The organism is Streptomyces sp. NPDC033229, assembly GCF_055576875.1.
In genome coordinates this window covers 1-19,642 of sequence record NZ_JBVIQR010000038.1, presented here as the reverse complement: position 1 = coordinate 19,642, position 19,642 = coordinate 1, and the positions used below count along the sequence as shown (strand labels likewise).

Here is a 19,642-nt window from a genome sequence, read left to right as displayed (position 1 = left end):
CCCCGGGGAGCGCCGGAGCGATCAACGACACCGCGTCGTGAACGCTCCGAAACGCAAGGACTCCCAGGTCAGGGCGAGTTCGATCAGCACTCGATGACGTTGACGGCGAGGCCGCCGCGCGCCGTCTCCTTGTACTTGACCTTCATGTCGGCGCCCGTCTCCTTCATGGTCTTGATGACCTTGTCGAGGGAGACGTGGTGGCGGCCGTCGCCCCGCAGCGCCATGCGCGCGGCGGTGACGGCCTTGGCCGCGGCCATGCCGTTGCGCTCGATGCACGGGATCTGGACCAGACCGCCCACGGGGTCACAGGTGAGGCCCAGGTTGTGCTCCATGCCGATCTCGGCGGCGTTCTCGACCTGCTCCGGGGAGCCGCCGAGCACCTCGGCGAGACCGCCGGACGCCATCGAGCAGGCGGAGCCGACCTCGCCCTGGCAGCCGACCTCGGCGCCGGAGATCGAGGCGTTCTCCTTGAAGAGCATGCCGATCGCGCCCGCGGCGAGCAGGAAGCGGACGATGCCGTCCTCGTCCGCGCCGGGCACGAAGTCGAGGAAGTAGTGCAGGACGGCGGGGATGATGCCGGCGGCGCCGTTGGTGGGGGCGGTGACGACCCGGCCGCCGGCGGCGTTCTCCTCATTGACCGCCATGGCGTAGACCGTGATCCACTCCATCGCGCGGGCCTGCGCGTCGCCCTCGGCGCGCAGCTGGCGGGCGGTGCTCGCGGCGCGGCGGCGGACCTTGAGGCCGCCGGGGAGGATGCCCTCGCGGGACATGCCGCGCGCGACGCACGCCTGCATGACGCGCCAGATCTCCAGCAGCCCCTCGCGGATCTCCGTCTCGGTGCGCCAGGCCTTCTCGTTCTCCATCATCAGCGCGGAGATCGACAGGCCGGTCTCGCGGGAGAGGCGCAGCAGCTCGTCACCGGTGCGGAAGGGGTACTTCAGCACGGTGTCGTCGAGGACGATCCGGTCCTCGCCGACCGCGTCCTCGTCCACGACGAAGCCGCCGCCGACCGAGTAGTACGTCTTCTCCAGCAGCGGGGCGCCGGCCTCGTCGTACGCGAAGAGGGTCATGCCGTTCGCGTGGTACGGCAGGGAGCGGCGGCGGTGCAGGATCAGCTGGGTCGACTCGTCGAAGTCGATCTCGTGGTCCGAACCGATCTCCGCGCCGAGCAGCCGCAGCCGCTTCGTGGTGCGGATGCGCTCGACCTCGTCGTCGGCGGTCTCGACGTCGACCGTGCGGGGGGAGTGGCCCTCCAGGCCCAGCAGGACGGCCTTGGGGGTGCCGTGGCCGTGGCCGGTGGCGCCGAGCGAGCCGAACAGCTCGGCGCGCACCGACGTGGTGTGCGCCAGCAGGCCCTCGTTCTTCAGCCGCCGCGTGAACATCAGTGCGGCGCGCATCGGGCCGACCGTGTGGGAGCTGGACGGGCCTATGCCGATCGAGAAGAGATCGAAAACGGAGATGGCCACGGTGGCGGCTTCCTGTCTGCTGGTGGGTGGTACTGGGGGGACGTGCGGTGACGCACGGGGCGGGCGCGAACGCGCCGATATACCGGACGGGCACTGTGCACTGTTCTACTGCCGTATGTCCAGTGTGCGCTGTGTGCACGCCACTCCTGGGGGCGAGGGGCGTGCGCTGCGCCACACGGTGCGGGGCACCGCACACACCTCTCAGTGTGCGCGATGCCCCGGACCGGCGGGTGAATCCGAACTGCCTTCGTTACTTCAGGCCGGCGTACAGCGGGTGCTTGTCCGCCAGGGCCGTGACGCGGCCGCGCAGGGCGTCCGCGTCGTAGACCGGCTTGAGGGCCTCGGCGATGATGTCCGCGACCTCACGGAAGTCCTCGGCCTGGAAACCGCGGGTGGCCAGCGCCGGGGTGCCGATCCGCAGGCCCGAGGTGACCATCGGGGGGCGCGGGTCGTTCGGGATGGCGTTGCGGTTGACCGTGATGCCGACCTCGTGGAGACGGTCCTCGGCCTGCTGGCCGTCCAGCTCGGAGTTGCGCAGGTCGACCAGGACCAGGTGCACGTCCGTGCCGCCGGAGAGGACGGAGACGCCCACCTCGGCCACGTCGGACTGCATCAGGCGCTCGGCCAGGATCTTCGCGCCGTCCAGGGTGCGCTGCTGGCGCTCCTTGAACTCCTCGCTCGCCGCGACCTTGAAGGACACCGCCTTCGCCGCGATCACGTGCTCCAGCGGACCACCCTGCTGACCGGGGAAGACCGCGGAGTTGATCTTCTTGGCCAGCTCGGCCGTGGAGAGGATCACACCACCGCGCGGACCGCCGAGGGTCTTGTGCGTGGTGGTGGTCACGACGTGCGCGTGCGGCACCGGGGAGGGGTGCAGCCCGGCGGCCACGAGGCCCGCGAAGTGGGCCATGTCGACCATCAGGTACGCGCCGACCTCGTCCGCGATCCGACGGAAGGCCGCGAAGTCCAGCTGGCGCGGGTACGCGGACCAGCCGGCGACGATCAGCTTCGGGCGGTGCTCCTTGGCGAGGCGCTCGACCTCCTCCATGTCGACCAGGTTGGTCTGCTCGTCGACGTGGTAGGCGACCACGTTGTAGAGCTTGCCGGAGAAGTTGATCTTCATGCCGTGGGTCAGGTGCCCGCCGTGGGCGAGGTTCAGACCCAGGATCGTGTCGCCGGGCTTGATCAGGGCGAACATCGCCGCGGCGTTGGCCTGCGCGCCGGAGTGCGGCTGCACATTGGCGGCCTCGGCGCCGAAGAGCGCCTTGATCCGGTCGATCGCGATCTGCTCGACGACGTCCACGTGCTCGCAGCCGCCGTAGTAGCGGCGGCCCGGGTAGCCCTCGGCGTACTTGTTGGTGAGGACCGAGCCCTGCGCCTCCATGACCGCGACCGGAGCGAAGTTCTCCGAGGCGATCATCTCGAGGGTGGACTGCTGGCGGTGGAGTTCGGCGTCGACAGCGGCGGCGACGTCGGGGTCGAGCTCATGGAGGGAGCTGTTCAGAAGCGACATGAGTTCTTCCTGGACTTCCTGGGGTGGGGCGGAGGCGGGGTACGGGCTCAGCCGGCGAAGGCGGTGTACTCGTCGGCGGACATCAGGTCCGCCGGCTCGTCCGTGATCTTCACCTTGAACAGCCAGCCGCCCTCGAAGGGGGCGGAGTTCACCAGCGCGGGGTCGTCCACGACGTCCTGGTTGGCCGCCACGACCTCGCCGGTCACCGGGGAGTACAGGTCGCTGACCGACTTGGTCGACTCCAGCTCGCCACAGGACTCACCGGCGGTGACGGTGTCGCCGACCTCGGGGAGCTGGGCGAAGACGACATCACCGAGCGCGTTGGCCGCGAACTCGGTGATCCCGACCGTCGCCACGCCGTCCTCGACGGCCGACAGCCACTCGTGCTCCTTGCTGTAACGCAGCTGCTGGGGGTTGCTCATGGCTTGATTCTCCTGGATGCGCGTTGATGCTCTTGCAACGGGTCTTGACAGGTGGGACGGGAGTTGATCGAGAAGGGTCAGCGCTGACGCTTGTAGAACGGCAGGGCGACGACCTCGTACGGCTCGTGGGTGCCGCGGATGTCCACAGCTACACCCTTCGTGCCCGGCTCGGCGTGCGCCGCGTCGACGTAGGCGATGGCGATCGGCTTCGCGAGCGTGGGGGAGGGGGCGCCGGAGGTGACCTCGCCGACGACCTGGCCGTCGGCGACGACCTGGAACCCGGCGCGCGGCACCCGGCGGCCCTCGGCGATCAGGCCGACCAGCTTGCGGGGCGCCTTCGCCGCGGCGCGCTCGGCGGCGGCGGTGAGGGCCTCGCGGCCGACGAAGTCGCCCTCCTTGTCGAACTTCACGACCCGGCCCAGGCCCGCGTCGAAGGGCGTCGTGGCGGTGGTCAGCTCGTGCCCGTACAGCGGCATGCCGGCCTCCAGGCGCAGCGTGTCGCGGCAGGAGAGGCCGCACGGCACGAGACCGGCGTCCGCGCCCGCGTCGGTGAGCGCCTGCCACAGCCGCTCGGCGTCGGCCGGGGCGACGAACAGCTCGAAGCCGTCCTCGCCGGTGTAACCCGTACGGGCGATCAGTGCGGGCACGCCCGCCACCGTGCCCGGCAGGCCCGCGTAGTACTTGAGGCCGTCGAGGTCGGCGTCGGTGAGGGACTTCAGGATGCCGGGGGACTCGGGGCCCTGGATCGCGAGCAGCGCGTAGTTCTCGCGGTCGTCGCGGACGGCCGTCTCGAAGCCCGCGGCGCGCTCGGTCAGCGCGTCCAGCACGACCTGCGCGTTCGAGGCGTTGGCGACGACCATGAACTCCTCGTCGGCCAGGCGGTAGACGATCAGGTCGTCCAGGATGCCGCCCGCGGTGTCACAGATCATGGTGTAGCGGGCCCGGCCGACGGCCAGCGCGGACAGATTGCCCACGAGCGCGAAGTCCAGCGCCCGGCCCGCCTGCGGGCCGGTGAGGGTGATCTCGCCCATGTGCGACAGGTCGAAGAGACCGGCACGGGTCCGCACGGCGACGTGCTCGTCGCGCTCGCTCCCGTAGCGCAGGGGCATGTCCCACCCCGCGAAGTCGGTCATCGTCGCGCCGAGCGCGCGGTGGAGCGCGTCGAGGGCGGTGCGGCGGGGGGCTTCGGTCATGGTTCAGGCTCCCAGGCGTGGTCGCGAGACTCGCGGAAGGCTCGCGAAAGAGGGGTCACGGCCTCCCCATCTGTCATCGGAACCTGAGAGGTTCACCGAGAGCCTCGAAACGAGCGAGTCCCCGGCTTGCACCTTGGGTGGAGGTCGCCCGGGGGCGCCTCGCTTTTCAGATCTGCCTCACCCGCGCGGTACGGGGCCTGAGAGATTCAAGGGAGGAACTTGCTCCTTCGGCGCCCAGCACACATAGTGCTGGGACTCTCCCGCGCGGATTCGAGCGGCCGGTATGCAGTTGGCGCGCACATCATTGCACGTACAGGCGTGCGACGGACGGCCCGAGACCCCCTGACTTGGATTACCTTTCCTTTACGTTCGGTGGGTAGGGGCTCAAGGGGCCGGACAGGGAGGCCAGTGGAGGGGGATCACGGTGCGGGCGCGGGGTACGGACGCGAGGGGGGCGGGATCCGTGCCGCCTGGGCCACGGAAGGCACAGGGGGCGCAGGGGGAACAGCGAAACGTAGGGCCGACGGGTGTGCGCGATCTACGCGGCGCCGCTGCCCCCGGGGCACTGCGCTATCCGGCCGGGGACCTGCTCGTCGTCTCCGGACTGCCCGGAAGCGGCAAGTCGACACTGATCCGACGCTCCGTGGCCGCCCTCGACAGCCGGGACGCGGTGGTCTGGTGCGTCGACTCGCAGGACGCCCGCGACCGGCTGGAGCGCCGCACTCCGCCCTGGCTGCCCTACGGGGTCTACCGCCCGCTCGTGCGGATCGCCCACTACGCCGGGTTGCGCCGGGCCCTGCGCGCGGACGCGAGCGCGGTCGTGCACGACTGCGGGCAGCGCGGCTGGGTCCGCCGCTGGCTCGTCCGGGACGCGCGGCGCCGCGGCAGCTCGGTCCATCTGCTGGTGCTGGCCGTGGACCCGGCCACCGCCCTCGCCGGTCAGGCGGCACGCGGCCGAACCGTCTCCGCGTACGCCTTCGGGCAGCACCGCCGGGCGATGGCCCGACTGGTCGCGGACACCGCCGCCGGTCGACTGCCGGACGGGTGTGTGTCCGCGACGCTGCTCGACCGCGCCGCCGCCCGGGCGCTCGAGGGCATCGTCTTCGACGGCTGACCCGGCTGACCCGGGCTGAGCGCAACTTCTAGACGCCCGGCAGCGCGCCTGTCGCGAGCTTCGGCACCGCCGTGAGAAGGGCCTGGAGATCCGCGACGACCTTGCCGATGCCCGCCGTCACCTTCGGCACGTCCACGGCCACCACCGCCGCGAGCAGGTCGGTGAGGTCCTTGGTCAGCTTCGCCAGGGCGTCCTGGATGTCCTTGACGGCGTCCGCCGGCAGACCGCCGGGGACGGCCGCTCTGGCCTTCACGGTCTTCAGGAGCTCGTCGGCCGCCGCCTGATACCGCTGGCGCAGATCGGCGAGCACGGCTTGGTCCGGGGTCTTGGCCTGCGCCTCGGCCGCGATCTTCGCGGCCAGGGAGAGCAGCTCGCCCAGATTGGCCACGGTCTCCAGCTGCTGTGTCGTGGCCGCCTTCGGGTCCGGGGCCGCGGCGGTGGGGGCCGGTTCCGGTGCGGCGGCGAGGGCGGGGCCGGCGACGCCCGCGACGAGGGAGCCGCAGGCGACGACGGCTATGGCGGTGGAGACGAGCTTGTTGACGCGCATGCGGGGTGTGTCCCTTCAGTTCGGTGAGGCTGCCGGGGAGCTGTTCGCTCACCGTGTGCCGGGCCGGTAGCCCTGCGCAACTCATCACCTACCGTGAGTGGTGGCCCTTGTGGGCCGCTCCAGCGCCGTGACCTGCGCCTTCGTGGGATCGAGCGGGAGCCTGCCGTCGAAGGGCCGCACGCCGCCGAAAGAGTGCGCGCGTCCGGACCGCCGGGGCTCGTGCCCTATATCGGTACGGACGTCGCCACCCGCGCCGAACGCCCGGATCGGCACCGAATTCGGCGGCCGACGAGAGCGGCGGGGCCCTGAGCCGCTAGGGTTCGGATGCGGCTTTGTCGATACGGTGGTTGGACGGCGTTGGGCGAGTTGGACGAGATGAGCATCCCCGAGCAGTACGGCTGGACCCCCGCTCAGGGCGGTGTCCCTCACGGCGGTGTCCCCCACGACGTTCTCGCCGGCGGCCCCGGCGCTCCGGGCGCCCCCGCCCTCCCCCAAGGGTGGCCCGCCAACGAACTCGAAATGGTGCTCGCCGGCTCCCTCGGCGACCCCGCCGCCGGTTCGGCGATCGTCGAGGCGCTCGGCCGCAGCCACCTGTGGATACCGCTACCGAACGGCGGCGGCCCCGACAGCCCCGACCTCGATGTCCCCACACTCGAACTCGACGGCGCGGCGTTCGTGCCCGTGTTCAGCTCAGAGGCGCAGTTCCGGAGCGTCGTCGGCGACCACATGTCCTTCACCGTGGCGCCCGCCGTGGAGTTCGCCCGCGGGCTGCCCCCGCAGGTGGGCATCGTGGTCAACCCCGAGGGCGCGGTCGGCGTTCCGCTGCCGCCGGCCGCCGTGGCCGAGCTGTGCCGGGCCGGGCGCAGCGCTTTGGACGGTGACGCGACCGGCGGCCGGGTCAGGCTCTTCGAGCCCGACTGGCAGGACGAGCCCACCGCCTTCCTCGCCGCCGCCGGGCTGGAATTCGCGGCCGCCGCCGTCGTGCGGACCGCGCGCCGCACCCTGGCGAGCGTCGAGGGCGGCGCCCCGGCGCTGTTCGTCGGCGTCGAGCTGGACCTGCCCGACCCCGGGAGCCGCACCGCCGCCCTGGACGCCCTCGGCCGGGCCCTCGGCACCGTGCCGGTGCCCTGGCCCGTACAACTGGTCTTCCTCGACGTCGCGCAGGACCCCGTCGGCGACTGGCTGCGGGAGAGGGTCCGCCCGTTCTACGACCGTGACCTGTGACTCCTCCCGTGCCCGCCGCCGCGGGCTCGTAAGCTGGTTGGATGACGACAGGGGGTGCGCAGTCACGCCCCCCTGCGGTGGAGAGACGGCCGAGAGAAGAGGCGGACCCAGGTGAGCGCGGGCGCGGAGAGCGGCGTGGAGCAGATGCTGCGCCAAGTGGCGCCCGGCAGGTACGACGCCTACGAGGCGCTGCTGCACGCCCTCGCCGAGGGGCAGATCTGGATGCTGCTGTGGCACGGGCAGGCCGGATCGCCCGACGCCCAGTACGGGAACATGGAGGTCGACGGCCTCGGTTACGCGCCCTGTGTGACCTCCGCGCAGGAGCTCGCCGCCAGCGGCTGGAACCGCGCCCACGAGGTCGTCCCCGGCCGGTCCATCGCCGGCTCCCTCTTCCCCGACCGCTGGGGCCTGTGGCTCAACCCGCACGCGCCCGGCGGCGGTGTCGGCATCCCGTGGCTCGACCTGCGGCGGATCGCCGGCGGTCTCGACCGGCTGCCCGCCGGACCGCTGCGGCTGAGCGAGCCGGCCATAGACATTCCGCAGTTCTACGCCCTGCTCGGGCAGAACGCCCACCGCACGCCCGCCGTCCGGGCGCTGCGCCGGGCCTGGGTGCAGCCCGCGCTGGGCACCCCGTATCTGGCGATCGGCCTTGATCTGTACGACACCTCGCAAGCCGCCGTGGAATCCGTGCGCTTGATGATGCAGCAGTCGATCGGTGTGGTGCCCGAGGGGCTGCCGGTGTCCACGGTGGCCATGTCGGACGAGTACGACCCGGTCGCGATGTGGATGCGGGCCAACGCGCGGCCCTTCTTCGACCGCGACGCCTACGGCGGTGCCGCGCCCGCCCCTTCGGCCGGTTACGGCTATCCGCCGCAGCAGGGCTGGCAGGCCGGGGCGTACTAGGGCGTGGCCGGCGGCTCGTGGGGGTGCACCTCCGCTGCGCGGCGGTGTCCTCAATCTCCCCCAGCTACCGCTGGGAGGTGCCCCCAGCCCGTCCGGCGATTGAGGACGCGCCCGCAGGGCGCTCGCCGCCGCAGGCGGCAACGACGGCCCGCCACGGGCAGCCGCATCCGCTGAAGAATCAAGGATGTCCGTATAACGGAACCCTCCTCTACACATCACGGTTGCGCATCCATTGCCGGTCAGGTCTGGCGGGTGATCGTGAACGCGTTGAAGACTCCCGCAACAAGGGCCGTCGGCTCTCGCTCTTCGGGCCATCGGCCCTGCGTACGACCTGCTCCGCGTGTACTTCCCGCACCATCGCACCATCCGCGCACCATCTGCACCAAGCGATGCACCTGTGATGCACCAGTGATGTGATCCAGCCGCCTTTCGGGCGGCGGGCGTTGGGCCGGTTGTGCCGGCCGAGAGGGGTCCACCAGACGATGACGGCACCATTGCACGACACGAGCGCGGCGGAGACCGCAGCCGTCGATGTCGCCGCCGGCGTCCCGGCGAAGGCGATCGAGGGGCGTTCCCCCTGGCGCATCGCCTGGATCCGGCTGAAGCGCGACAAGGTGGCCCTGTCCGGCGGCATCGTGGTGCTGCTGCTCATCCTGGTCGCGGTCTTCGCCCCGCTCATCGTGAGCGCGTTCGGGCATCCGCCGAACGAATTCCACGAGGAGACGATCGACCCGCTGTTCAGCACCCCCAAGGGGGACTGGGGCGGCATCAGCGGTGACTTCCTCTTCGGCGTCGAACCCGGCAACGGCCGTGACGTCTTCAGCCGGGTCGTCTACGGGGCCCGGATCTCGCTGCTCGTGGCCTTCCTCTCCGCGGTCGTCGCCGTCGTGGTCGGTACCGTCGTCGGCATCGTCGCCGGTTACTTCGGTGGCTGGGTCGACGCCGTCATCAGCCGGGTCATGGACCTGCTGCTGGCCTTCCCGCAGCTGCTGTTCATCATCGCACTGGTGTCCGTGGTGCCCAACTCGCTGTGGGGAATGTCCGGTTCGGGCGTGCGCATGGCCGTGCTGATCATGGTGATCGGCTTCTTCGGCTGGCCCTATGTGGGGCGTATCGTTCGAGGTCAGACGCTGTCTCTACGGGAGCGCGAGTATGTCGAGGCGGCGCGCAGCCTGGGTGCCGGACAGTTGTACATCCTCTTCCGCGAGCTGCTGCCCAACCTGGTGGCGCCGATCACCGTGTACGCCACGCTGATGATCCCCACCAATGTGCTCACCGAGGCCGCGCTGAGCTTCCTCGGCGCCGGCGTCAAGCCGCCCACCGCGTCCTGGGGGCAGATGCTCTCCAAGGCCGTCAGCACCTACGAGTCCGACCCGATGTTCATGATCATCCCCGGTCTCGCCATCTTCATCACCGTCCTGGCGTTCAACCTCTTCGGCGACGGCGTGCGTGACGCGCTGGACCCGAAGGGTTCGCGCTGACCCCAACAGCCCAAGTCCGCTGTCGTACGCCGCCCCTGTCGTTCCGTCAGGAGGCCGTTCCCGAAACAAGCCGGCCCGTCCCACGGGCCGCGTCGATCACGGAGGTCGCGACATCTTGACAACTCAGAGCACTTCGAGGCGGAGACTGGCCGCAGGGTCGGCCCTCGTGGTCGCGGCCCTCGTCGGCACCGCCGCCTGTGGCGGCGGCGGGGGCGACGGCGACGGCAAGGGTGGCAAGGCCGCGGGCTTCAACGCCGGCGTCGGCAAGATCGCCAGCCCGTCCGACAAGAAGGGTGGCGAGCTGAAGTTCATCGGCACCCAGGACGCCGACTCATGGGACCCGCAGCGCGGTTACTACGGCTTCATGTGGGACTTCGCCCGCTACTACGTCCGCACCCTCGTCACCCCGAAGGCCGCCCCCGGCGCGCAGAGCTCCACGCTCGTGCCGGACATGGCCACGGACACCGGCCAGATCTCGGCCGACAAGAAGACCTACACCTTCAAGCTGCGTGAGGGCCTGACCTGGGAAGACGGCCAGCCCGTCACGACCCGGCAGATCAAGTACGGCATCGAGCGCACCTGGGCCACCGACAAGATCTCCGGCGGTCCGACCTGGCTGAAGGACAGCCTGGACCCGGAGAACGAGTACAAGGGTCCCTACAAGGACACCTCCAAGGACAAGCTGGGCCTGAAGGCGATCGAGACGCCCGACGAGAAGACGATCGTCTTCAAGCTGCCCAAGCCCAACGGTGACTTCCTGCAGATGCTGGCCATGCCCGCGGCGGGCCCGGTCCGCCAGGACAAGGACACGGTGGAGAAGTACGGCAGCAAGCCCTTCTCCAACGGCCCCTACAAGTGGGTGTCCTACACCCCGAACAAGGGCCTGGAGCTGGTCCGCAACGACAAGTGGAAGAAGGAGAGCGACCCGGTCCGCAAGGCCCTGCCGGACAAGATCACGGTCAAGCTCACCACCAACGCCGACGACATGGACAACCGGCTGATCTCCGGTGACTACGACCTCGACATCAACGCGACGGGCATGGGCTCGGCGGGCCGGCAGAAGGCACTGCAGTCCAACAAGGCCAACGTCGACAACCCCGACACCGGCTTCATCCGCTACGCCGCCTTCCCCAAGACGGTCGCGCCGTTCGACAACGAGCACTGCCGCAAGGCCGTGATCTACGCCGCCGACCACACCTCGCTGCAGACCGCCCGCGGCGGCCCGCAGGCGGGCGGCGACATCGGCACCAGCATGCTCCCGCCGGCGGTCAAGGGCTTCGACGCCGCGTACGACCCGTACGACCTCAAGCAGGGCAAGCCCAACGAGGCCAAGGCCAAGGAGGAGCTGAAGGCCTGCGGCAAGGCCGAGGGCTTCAAGACCACGATCGCGGTGCGCAACAACAAGCCGCCGGAGGTCGCCACCGCCGAGTCGCTCCAGGCGTCCCTGAAGAAGGTCGGCATCGACGCGCAGATCGACCAGTACGACGGCGCGCAGTCCACCGGCATCATCGGTGCTCCGAAGAACGTCAAGGCCAAGAACTACGGCATCATCATCATGGGCTGGGGCGCCGACTTCCCCAGCGGCCAGGGCTTCCTGAAGCCCATCGCCGACGGCCGCTTCGTCCAGGAGAGCGGCAACCAGAACTACCCCGAGCTGAACGACCCGGCGATCAACAAGCTCTTCGACGACGGCGTCGCCGAGACCGACCCCGAGAAGGCCGGGAAGATCTACCAGGAGGCCAACAAGAAGGTCATGGAGGGCGCCTGGTACCTGCCCTTCACCTACGAGAAGAACATCATCTGGCGCAGCTCCCGGCTGACCAACGTCTACACGGCCGACTCCTACAACGGCCGCTACGACTACGCCTCCCTCGGTGTCGTCAAGTGACAGTCCGTCCGCTCCACCGGCGCACCCGCCGCTAGGCCCGAAGGGCAGGTGAGGGCCGCGCGTGGCGGCCCGGGCGCTCCTTGACCCAAGGGGTTCCCGGGCCGCCGCCGGGCCGACCGCAGTGTTCGCTTATATCGTCAGGCGGCTGATCGCCGTCATCGTGATGCTGCTCGTGGTCACCCTCGTGACCTTCGGCATCTTCTTCGCGATTCCGAAGCTCACCGGAGCCGACCCCGCAGCCCTGTACGTCGGCAAGCAGGCGGACCCGGCCACGATCGAGGGCATCCGGGAGAAGCTCGGACTGGGCGAGCCGATCCTTGTGCAGTTCTGGGACTTCGTCACCGGCATCTTCGCCGGCCGGGACTACACCGGCGGCGGGACCTCCGTCCGCTGCGACGCCCCGTGCTTCGGCTACTCCTTCCGTAACGAGCAGCCCATCTGGCCCGTGCTCCAGGACCGGCTGCCGGTCACGCTCTCGCTGGCCGCGGGCGCGTGCGTGCTGTGGCTGCTGGGCGGCGTCACCACCGGCATCGTCTCCGCGCTCAAGCGCGGCAGCGTATGGGACCGCGCGGCCATGACCATCGCCCTGAGCGGTGTCTCGCTGCCGATCTACTTCACCGGGCTGCTCTCGCTCGCGATCTTCAGCTACGGACTGGGCTGGGTGAACGGTGAGTACGTCGACTTCGCCGTGGATCCGGCCGCGTGGTTCGCCGGGCTGATCCTGCCCTGGGTCACCCTCGCCTTCCTCTACGCGGCGATGTACGCCCGGCTCACCCGGGCCACCATGCTGGAGATCCTCGGCGAGGACTACATCCGCACGGCCCGCGCCAAGGGCCTGCGCGAACCCGTCGTCATCGGCAAGCACGCCATGCGCTCCACGATGACCCCCATCCTGACCATCCTCGGCATGGACCTCGGCGCGCTCGTCGGCGGCGCGATCCTCACCGAGACCACGTTCAACCTGCCGGGCCTCGGCCAGGCCGCGGTGAAGGCCATCAGCGACCGCGACCTGCCGCTGATCCTCGGCGTGACGCTCATCGCCGCGGCCGCCGTCGTGGTCGCCAACCTCGTGGTGGACCTCCTGTACGCCGTGATCGACCCCCGAGTGAGGCTCTCGTGACGGACCTTTCCAAGAGCGGCGCCGTCGGCGAGCCCGTCCGCGCGGGCGCCGCGGCCCCCTCCGCCTTCCTCGACGTGCGTGACCTGCACATCCACTTCCCCACCGACGACGGCCTGGTGAAGTCCGTCGACGGGCTCACCTTCCAGCTGGAGAAGGGCAGGACCCTCGGCATCGTCGGCGAGTCCGGCTCCGGCAAGTCGGTCACCTCGCTCGGCATCATGGGCCTGCACACCGTCGGCCAGTACGGGCGCGGCAAGGCCCGGATCTCCGGGGAGATCTGGCTGGACGGCAAGGAGCTGATGACCGCCGACCCGGACGAGGTGCGCCGGCTGCGCGGCCGCGACATGGCGATGATCTTCCAGGATCCGCTGTCGGCCATGCACCCCTACTTCACCATCGGCGCCCAGATCGTCGAGGCCTACCGGGTCCACCACGACGTGGACAAGAAGACCGCCCGAAAACGCGCGATCGAGCTGCTGGACCGCGTCGGCATCCCCCAGCCCGACCGGCGGGTGGACGACTACCCGCACCAGTTCTCCGGCGGGATGCGCCAGCGCGCGATGATCGCGATGGCGCTGGTCAACAACCCCGAGCTGCTCATCGCGGACGAGCCGACGACCGCCCTGGACGTGACCGTCCAGGCGCAGATCCTCGACCTGATCCGCGATCTGCAGAAGGAGTTCGGCTCCGCGGTCATCATCATCACCCACGACCTGGGCGTCGTCGCCGAGCTGGCCGACGACATCCTGGTGATGTACGGCGGCCGCTGTGTCGAGCGCGGCCCGGCGGAGAAGGTCTTCTACGAACCCCAGCACCCCTACACCTGGGGTCTGCTGGGGTCGATGCCGCGCATCGACCGGGACCAGACCGAGCGGCTGATCCCGGTCAAGGGCTCGCCGCCCAGCCTCATCAACGTGCCGCCCGGCTGCGCCTTCAACCCGCGCTGCCCCTACGCCGACGTTCCCAAGGACGGCGTCACCCGCACCGAGCGGCCCGAACTGCGCCTGGTGACCGGTGGTGAGGGAGGCCGGCACCACTCCGCCTGTCACATGGCGCAGGAGGAGCGGACGCGCATCTGGACCGAAGAGATTGCGCCCAAGCTGTGAAGGACCGACCCGTGCCCGATAACGCCGTACCCGACGAGACCGCGCCCGACAAGGACGTGACCATTCCCCGGCAGCAGGCGCCCGGAGGCGAGCCCCTGCTCAAGGTCGAGGGCCTGGTCAAGCACTTCCCGATCACCAAGGGGCTGCTGCGCCGCCAGGTGGGGGCGGTGCAGGCCGTGGACGGCATCTCCTTCGACGTACGGCCGGGGGAGACCCTGGGCGTGGTGGGTGAGTCCGGCTGCGGGAAGTCCACCATGGGCCGGCTGATCACCCGGCTGCTGGAGCCCACCGGCGGGCGGATCGAGTTCGAGGGCAAGGACATCACGCACCTGGGGGTGGGCGGGATGCGGCCGATGCGCCGCGACGTCCAGATGATCTTCCAGGACCCGTACTCCTCGCTGAACCCCCGGCACACGGTCGGCTCGATCGTCAGCGCGCCGTTCAAGCTCCAGAAGATCACCCCCGAAGGCGGGGTGAAGAAGGAGGTCCAGCGGCTGCTGGGGCTGGTGGGGCTCAACCCCGAGCACTACAACCGCTATCCGCACGAGTTCTCCGGCGGGCAGCGGCAGCGCATCGGCATCGCCCGGGCGCTCGCGCTCAAGCCCAAGCTGGTGGTCGCGGACGAACCGGTCTCCGCGCTGGACGTGTCGATCCAGGCTCAGGTGGTCAACCTGCTGGACGACCTCCAGGACGAGCTGGGCCTCACCTACGTGATCATCGCGCACGACCTGTCGGTCATCCGGCACGTCTCCGACCGGATCGCGGTCATGTACCTCGGAAAGATCGTCGAGTTGGCCGACCGCAAGGCGCTGTACGAGACGCCGATGCACCCCTACACCAAGGCGCTGATGTCCGCGGTGCCGGTGCCGGATCCCAAGCGGCGGGAGAAGCGGGAGAGGATCCTGCTCAAGGGCGATGTGCCCTCGCCGATCTCGCCGCCGACGGGGTGCCGCTTCCACACCCGCTGCTGGAAGGCGACGGACGTGTGCAAGCAGCAGGAGCCGCCGTTGGTTCCGCTGGTGACGGGGCATCAAGTGGCCTGTCACCACCCCGAGAACATTCCGGAAAAGGCTGTGACGAACGTCCCGGCATGACAAATCGGTAAAGCTCTTGGCTGGTTGGGGCGGGAGGGGGCAGAGTCGGCGCGTGCGCTGCATTGGCGTTCGCGTGTTCGAAAGGAACGACTCATGGCACTCTCCCGCCGCTCCGCCCGGCACCGCTCGACCAGACTTCTCGCCCTCGCCACCGCCGCGGCGTCCGTGTGGGTGATCTCCGCCGCCCCGGCCCCCACACCGGGCGCGCCCGGTGTGGGCGACTCCTACTTCCCGAACCTGGGCAACGGCGGCTTCGACGTCCGGCACTACGGGCTCGACATCGGCTACACGCCCGACACCGGGCGGCTCGAGGGGCGGGCCACCGTCACCGCGCGGGCCACCAAGTCGCTCTCGTCCTTCCATCTCGACCTCCAGCAGCTGAAGGTCACCTCGGTCGAGGTGAACGGCAAGCGCGCGCACTTCACCCGCACCGGCGACGAGATCAACATCCGCCCCGGCCGGCACCTGGCCAAGGGCCGGACCTTCACCACCACGGTGACGTACGGCGGCATACCCAAGCCGCTCAGCGGCCCCATCATCTTCGGCTCCAAGTACGGCTGGATGAAGACCCCCGACGGCGTCTTCGTCGCCTGCGAGCCCAACGCCGCCTCCACCTGGTTCCCCTCCAGCGACCACCCCTCGGACAAGGCGGCCTTCGACGTCCGGATCAAGGCCCCCAAGGGCCTCACCGGCATCTCCAACGGCCGGCTGGTCTCCACCCGCACCCAGGGGTCCAAGACCGTCTCGCACTGGCGGACCACCCGGCCCATGGCGCCCTACCTCGCCACCGCCACCATCGGGAAGTTCGACGTCCGCACGGGCAAGACCCCCGCCGGCACCCCGATCTACGTGGCCATCGACCCGACGCTCAAGGACAAGAACCCGGTCGACTTCTACGGGATCACGGCCGAGGCCACCGACTACTGGTCGAAGGTCTTCGGTCCGTACCCCTTCGAGGAGACGGGCGCCATCGTCGACGACATGCCGGACGCGCAGTTCTCGCTGGAGACCCAGACCAAGCCGGTCTACTCGGCGGTCCGGGACGAGGAGACCATCGTCCACGAGCTGGCCCACCAGTGGTTCGGCGACTCCGTCTCGGTGCGCGAGTGGAAGAACATCTGGCTCAACGAGGGCTTCGCCTCGTACTCCGAGTGGCTGTGGGCCGAGCACAAGGGCAAGAAGAGCGCCCACCAGTCCTTCCTGGACGCCTACAACCGCTACGGGGCCGACGACCCGTTCTGGAAGATCGTCGTCGCCGACCCTCAGCGCGACACGATGTTCTCGGGGGCGGTCTACACGCGCGGGGCGATGGCCCTGCAGGCGCTGCGCGAGCGGATCGGCGACAAGGCGTTCTTCAAGCTGCTGCCGCTGTGGACCTCGCAGCACCGCTACGGCAACGCCGAGATCAAGCAGTTCATCGCGCTCGCCGAGAAGGTCTCGGGCCAGAAGCTCGGCGGCCTGTTCGACACCTGGATCGGGAAGCCGGGCAAGCCCGCGCTGCCGTAGCGCCGGGGGGCCGTGGGGCTGGATAGAGTCAGCGAGAGTGCTGGGGACAGTGGGGAGGTCGGGACCACTGTCCGCGACGAGTAAGAATGTCGCGTGCTCACCGATCTGTTCAGCCCCTCAGTCCAGCATTCACTGGATCTCGTCGGGATCTTCGTCTTCGCCATCTCGGGTGCGCTGCTCGCCGTGCGGAAGAACTTCGACGTCTTCGGCATGACCGTGCTCGCCGAGGTCACGGCGCTGGGCGGCGGCGTGCTGCGGGACCTGATCATCGGTGCCGTGCCACCCGCCGCCTTCACCGACCTCGGCTACTTCCTGACCCCGATGCTGGCCACCCTGCTCGTCGTCTTCCTGCACCCCGAGGTCGAGCGGATCACCAAGGCGGTGGGTGTCTTCGACGCCGCGGGGCTGGGCCTGTTCTGTGTCACCGGCACGATGAAGGCCCACGCCTACGGGCTCGGCCTCACCTTCGCCGCCGCGCTCGGCGTGGCCACGGCGGTCGGCGGCGGCGTACTGCGCGACATCCTCGCCCACGAGGTGCCCTCGCTGCTGCGCTGGGACCGCGATCTGTACGCGGTGCCCGCGATGATGGGGGCGACGATGGCCGCCCTGCTGATCCACTTCGACGCGCTCTCCGCCACCACCAGCGTGATCCCGGTCCTGACGGCGTTCGCGCTGCGGCTGCTGTCGATGCGCTTCCACTGGCGGGCGCCGCGCGCCTGGCACCGGCGCAGCGCGGCTGCCGAAGAGGTGTGACGGCGGGGGGTCCGCCCGAGGCGGGGCTTCGGGTGCACGTGGGACGCCCGAGTCGGGGCCTCGGGCCCACGGTGGATGCCGGGGAAGCGGGGGCCTCGGACGCACGTTTGACCTACCGGTCAGTAACTTCCGGGTGTAGCGTGCCGAACATGGCACAGGGAACCATCGGCACCAGCGAATTCGACCGGGACACCGCCCTCACCCGGCGCGGACCCGGCACTCCCAGCACGTCCGCCGTCTTCGACGCGGACCTCTCCGCGGGGTGGACCATCGGCCACGCCGTCAACGGCGGCTATCTGCTCGCCCTGCTGGGCCGGGCCCTCGGCGAGACCCTCCGGCACCCGGACCCCTTCTCCATCACCGCCCACTACCTCTCCGCCTCCAAGCCCGGACCCGCCCTGATCCGCACCGAGCAGATCCGCGCCAGCCGGACGCTCTCCACGGGCCAGGCCACGCTGCTCCAGTTCGACGAGGACGGCGCCGAGGTCGAGCGCATCCGCGTCCTGGCCACCTACGGCGAGCTGGACGCCCTCCCCGAGGACGTGCGCACCACCGCCAAGCCCCCGGCGCTCCCGCCCTACGAGCGGTGCCTGAGCAGCGAGGACGGCGACCCGTCCACGACGCCCGAGATCGCCGGGCGCCTCGACATCCGGCTCGACCCGGCCACGGCCGGCTGGGCGATCGGCACCCCCGGCGGGCAGGGCGAGATGCGCGGCTGGTTCGGCCTCGCCGACGGCCGCGACCCCGACCCGCTCGCCCTGCTGCTGGCCGTCGACGCGCTGCCGCCCGCCGTCTTCGAGCTGGGCGTGACCGGCTGGGTCCCCACCATCGAACTCACCGCCCACGTCCGCGGCCGCCCCGCCCCCGGCCCGCTGCGGGTCTCCGTCAGCACCCGCAACCTCGCGGGCGGTTATCTGGAGGAGGACGCCGAGGTCTGGGACAGCCAGGACCGCCTGGTGGCACAGTCCCGCCAGCTGGCCCGGGTGCTGCGCGCCTCCTGACCGGAACGCCCGGTACGGCGCCCGGGTCCAGCTCGTAGAATCGTCCCACCATGGCCTACCTCGACCACGCCGCCACCACTCCGATGCTCCCGGAAGCGGTGCAGGCGATGACCGCCCAGCTCGCCTTCGCCGGAAACGCCTCCTCGCTGCACGCCGCCGGGCGTCGCGCGCGCCGTACCGTCGAGGAGTCGCGCGAATCGCTCGCGGCGTCGCTCGGCGCGCGCCCCAGCGAAGTGGTCTTCACCGCGGGCGGCACCGAAGCCGACAACCTCGCCGTCAAGGGCCTGTACTGGGCCCGCCGGGACGCCGACCCGGCCCGCCGCCGGGTCCTCGCCAGCCCGGTGGAGCACCACGCCGTCCTCGACGCCGTCGACTGGCTCGCCGAGCACGAGGGGGCGACCGTGGAGTACCTGCCCGTCGACTCCCACGGGCGGGTGCACCCCGACGCACTGCGCGAGGCCATAGCCCGCGACCCCGACGACGTGGCCCTGGCCACCGTCATGTGGGCGAACAACGAGATCGGCACGGTCATGCCGGTCCGGGAACTGGCCGATGTCGCGGCCGAGTTCGACGTCCCCCTGCACGCCGACGCGGTACAGGCCTTCGGTCAGCTGGACGTCGACTTCGCCGCGTCGGGGCTGGCCGCGATGACCGTCAGCGGTCACAAGATCGGCGGCCCGTACGGCATCGGCGCCCTGCTGCTGGGCCGCCGGTACGCCCCTGTACCCCTGCTGCACGGCGGCGGCCAGGAGCGGCACGTGCGCTCCGGAACCCTCGACGTGCCCGCCATCGCGTCGTTCGCGGTCGCGGGCGTGCTGGCCGCCGAGCGGCGCGAGCACTTCGCGCGCGAGGTCGGCGCGCTCCGCGACGAACTGGTTGAGGCGGTCCTCGCGGCCGTGCCGGACGCGGTGCTCGGCGGCGACCCCGACCCGGCCGGCCGGCTGCCCGCCAACGCCCACTTCTCCTTCCCCGGCTGCGAGGGCGACTCGCTGCTCCTGCTGCTGGACGCCCAGGGCATCGAGTGCTCCACCGGCTCCGCCTGCACCGCCGGGGTCGCCCAGCCCAGCCATGTGGTCCTCGCCACGGGCACCGACCGGAACCTGGCCCGCGGCACACTGCGCTTCTCCTTCGGCCACACCTCCACCAAGGAGGACGTGGCCGCCGTGCGGGACGTCATCGCGTCGGTGGTGGAGCGGGCCCGCACGGCCAGCCTGAGCTAGACGAGTCATTCCGAATGCTGACGGTGTGTCCGGGAACGCAGACAGGGCGTCCAAGATCGTTGTGTGACGAACAACCTGGACGCCCTGCTGA

Annotated in this window: 17 protein-coding genes and 1 riboswitch; of the genes, 12 read left to right on the top strand and 5 right to left on the bottom strand. The window is 70.5% G+C overall.

The window, feature by feature from the left end; all coding sequences use genetic code 11:
- Positions 1-83: 83 nt before the first annotated feature.
- From ACZ53N_RS28055 to gcvT, 4 genes are all read right to left on the bottom strand, one after another.
- Positions 84-1,466: an L-serine ammonia-lyase gene (locus ACZ53N_RS28055; protein WP_130880032.1), complete on the bottom strand. Its 1,383-nt coding sequence runs from the start codon at positions 1,464-1,466 to the stop codon at positions 84-86.
- A 250-nt stretch (positions 1,467-1,716) separates the two neighbouring features.
- The gene (gene glyA, locus ACZ53N_RS28050) at positions 1,717-2,979 is read right to left on the bottom strand and encodes a serine hydroxymethyltransferase (RefSeq protein WP_469143590.1); all 1,263 of its coding nucleotides are present in this window, start codon (positions 2,977-2,979) and stop codon (positions 1,717-1,719) included.
- Between the two features lie 47 nt (positions 2,980-3,026).
- Positions 3,027-3,401, bottom strand: a complete 375-nt coding sequence (gene gcvH / locus ACZ53N_RS28045; protein WP_370421613.1) for a glycine cleavage system protein GcvH — start codon at positions 3,399-3,401, stop codon at positions 3,027-3,029.
- A 77-nt stretch (positions 3,402-3,478) separates the two neighbouring features.
- Positions 3,479-4,594: a glycine cleavage system aminomethyltransferase GcvT gene (gene gcvT / locus ACZ53N_RS28040; protein ID WP_469143589.1), complete on the bottom strand. Its 1,116-nt coding sequence runs from the start codon at positions 4,592-4,594 to the stop codon at positions 3,479-3,481.
- 176 nt (positions 4,595-4,770) lie between these two features.
- Positions 4,771-4,867: riboswitch (glycine riboswitch) on the bottom strand.
- Positions 4,868-5,012: 145 nt separating this feature from the next.
- Here gcvT and ACZ53N_RS28035 point away from each other — a divergent pair.
- Positions 5,013-5,708 (top strand): AAA family ATPase, encoded by a 696-nt coding sequence (locus ACZ53N_RS28035; RefSeq protein WP_469143618.1) that lies wholly within the window; start codon positions 5,013-5,015, stop codon positions 5,706-5,708.
- Between the two features lie 28 nt (positions 5,709-5,736).
- On the opposite strand, the gene ACZ53N_RS28030 is transcribed toward ACZ53N_RS28035, so the two are convergent.
- Positions 5,737-6,255: a hypothetical protein gene (locus ACZ53N_RS28030; protein WP_469143588.1), complete on the bottom strand. Its 519-nt coding sequence runs from the start codon at positions 6,253-6,255 to the stop codon at positions 5,737-5,739.
- A gap of 519 nt (positions 6,256-6,774) precedes the next feature.
- Between ACZ53N_RS28030 and ACZ53N_RS28025 the strand changes: the two genes are divergently transcribed.
- The 11 genes from ACZ53N_RS28025 (at position 6,775) to ACZ53N_RS27975 (ending at position 19,551) form a co-directional block, all read left to right on the top strand.
- On the top strand, positions 6,775-7,479 hold the full coding sequence (locus tag ACZ53N_RS28025; RefSeq protein ID WP_469143617.1) for an enhanced serine sensitivity protein SseB C-terminal domain-containing protein: 705 nt from the start codon (positions 6,775-6,777) through the stop codon (positions 7,477-7,479).
- A 144-nt stretch (positions 7,480-7,623) separates the two neighbouring features.
- Entirely contained in the window at positions 7,624-8,382 is a 759-nt protein-coding gene (locus ACZ53N_RS28020) for an enhanced serine sensitivity protein SseB C-terminal domain-containing protein (protein WP_469143616.1), read from the top strand.
- Positions 8,383-8,864: 482 nt separating this feature from the next.
- Complete coding sequence (locus tag ACZ53N_RS28015) at positions 8,865-9,863, top strand: ABC transporter permease (protein ID WP_469143587.1); 999 nt, start codon at positions 8,865-8,867, stop codon at positions 9,861-9,863.
- A 115-nt stretch (positions 9,864-9,978) separates the two neighbouring features.
- A complete protein-coding gene (locus tag ACZ53N_RS28010) occupies positions 9,979-11,751 on the top strand; it encodes an ABC transporter substrate-binding protein (protein ID WP_469143586.1) in 1,773 nt (590 codons plus the stop codon).
- A gap of 121 nt (positions 11,752-11,872) precedes the next feature.
- Entirely contained in the window at positions 11,873-12,871 is a 999-nt protein-coding gene (locus tag ACZ53N_RS28005) for an ABC transporter permease (protein WP_469143585.1), read from the top strand.
- On the top strand, positions 12,868-13,977 hold the full coding sequence (locus tag ACZ53N_RS28000; protein ID WP_469143584.1) for an ABC transporter ATP-binding protein: 1,110 nt from the start codon (positions 12,868-12,870) through the stop codon (positions 13,975-13,977). The genes ACZ53N_RS28005 and ACZ53N_RS28000 overlap by 4 nt, the downstream gene beginning before the upstream one ends.
- 56 nt (positions 13,978-14,033) lie before the next feature.
- Positions 14,034-15,071, top strand: a complete 1,038-nt coding sequence (locus ACZ53N_RS27995; protein WP_469143615.1) for an ABC transporter ATP-binding protein — start codon at positions 14,034-14,036, stop codon at positions 15,069-15,071.
- A gap of 93 nt (positions 15,072-15,164) precedes the next feature.
- On the top strand, positions 15,165-16,577 hold the full coding sequence (locus ACZ53N_RS27990; RefSeq protein WP_469143583.1) for a M1 family metallopeptidase: 1,413 nt from the start codon (positions 15,165-15,167) through the stop codon (positions 16,575-16,577).
- 93 nt (positions 16,578-16,670) lie between these two features.
- Positions 16,671-17,330 (top strand): trimeric intracellular cation channel family protein, encoded by a 660-nt coding sequence (locus tag ACZ53N_RS27985; RefSeq protein ID WP_469143582.1) that lies wholly within the window; start codon positions 16,671-16,673, stop codon positions 17,328-17,330.
- Between the two features lie 149 nt (positions 17,331-17,479).
- Positions 17,480-18,331 carry a thioesterase family protein gene (locus ACZ53N_RS27980; protein WP_469143581.1) on the top strand — a complete coding sequence of 284 codons (852 nt, stop codon included), beginning with the start codon at positions 17,480-17,482 and terminating at the stop codon, positions 18,329-18,331.
- Between the two features lie 50 nt (positions 18,332-18,381).
- The gene (locus tag ACZ53N_RS27975; protein ID WP_469143580.1) at positions 18,382-19,551 is read left to right on the top strand and encodes a cysteine desulfurase family protein; all 1,170 of its coding nucleotides are present in this window, start codon (positions 18,382-18,384) and stop codon (positions 19,549-19,551) included.
- Positions 19,552-19,642: the final 91 nt, after the last annotated feature.

What these genes read in the sequence shown, in the direction of transcription:
- ACZ53N_RS28025 (WP_469143617.1), top strand. Translation starts at nt 6,775, where the DNA reads ATGGTGCTCGCCGGCTCCCTCGGCGACCCCGCCGCCGGTTCGGCGATC.
- ACZ53N_RS27980 (WP_469143581.1), top strand. Translation starts at nt 17,480, where the DNA reads ATGGCACAGGGAACCATCGGCACCAGCGAATTCGACCGGGACACCGCC.
- gcvH (WP_370421613.1), bottom strand. Translation starts at nt 3,401, where the DNA reads ATGAGCAACCCCCAGCAGCTGCGTTACAGCAAGGAGCACGAGTGGCTG.
- ACZ53N_RS28015 (WP_469143587.1), top strand. Translation starts at nt 8,865, where the DNA reads ATGACGGCACCATTGCACGACACGAGCGCGGCGGAGACCGCAGCCGTC.
- ACZ53N_RS28020 (WP_469143616.1), top strand. Translation starts at nt 7,624, where the DNA reads ATGCTGCGCCAAGTGGCGCCCGGCAGGTACGACGCCTACGAGGCGCTG.
- ACZ53N_RS28030 (WP_469143588.1), bottom strand. Translation starts at nt 6,255, where the DNA reads ATGCGCGTCAACAAGCTCGTCTCCACCGCCATAGCCGTCGTCGCCTGC.
- ACZ53N_RS27975 (WP_469143580.1), top strand. Translation starts at nt 18,382, where the DNA reads ATGGCCTACCTCGACCACGCCGCCACCACTCCGATGCTCCCGGAAGCG.
- gcvT (WP_469143589.1), bottom strand. Translation starts at nt 4,594, where the DNA reads ATGACCGAAGCCCCCCGCCGCACCGCCCTCGACGCGCTCCACCGCGCG.
- ACZ53N_RS27990 (WP_469143583.1), top strand. Translation starts at nt 15,165, where the DNA reads ATGGCACTCTCCCGCCGCTCCGCCCGGCACCGCTCGACCAGACTTCTC.
- glyA (WP_469143590.1), bottom strand. Translation starts at nt 2,979, where the DNA reads ATGTCGCTTCTGAACAGCTCCCTCCATGAGCTCGACCCCGACGTCGCC.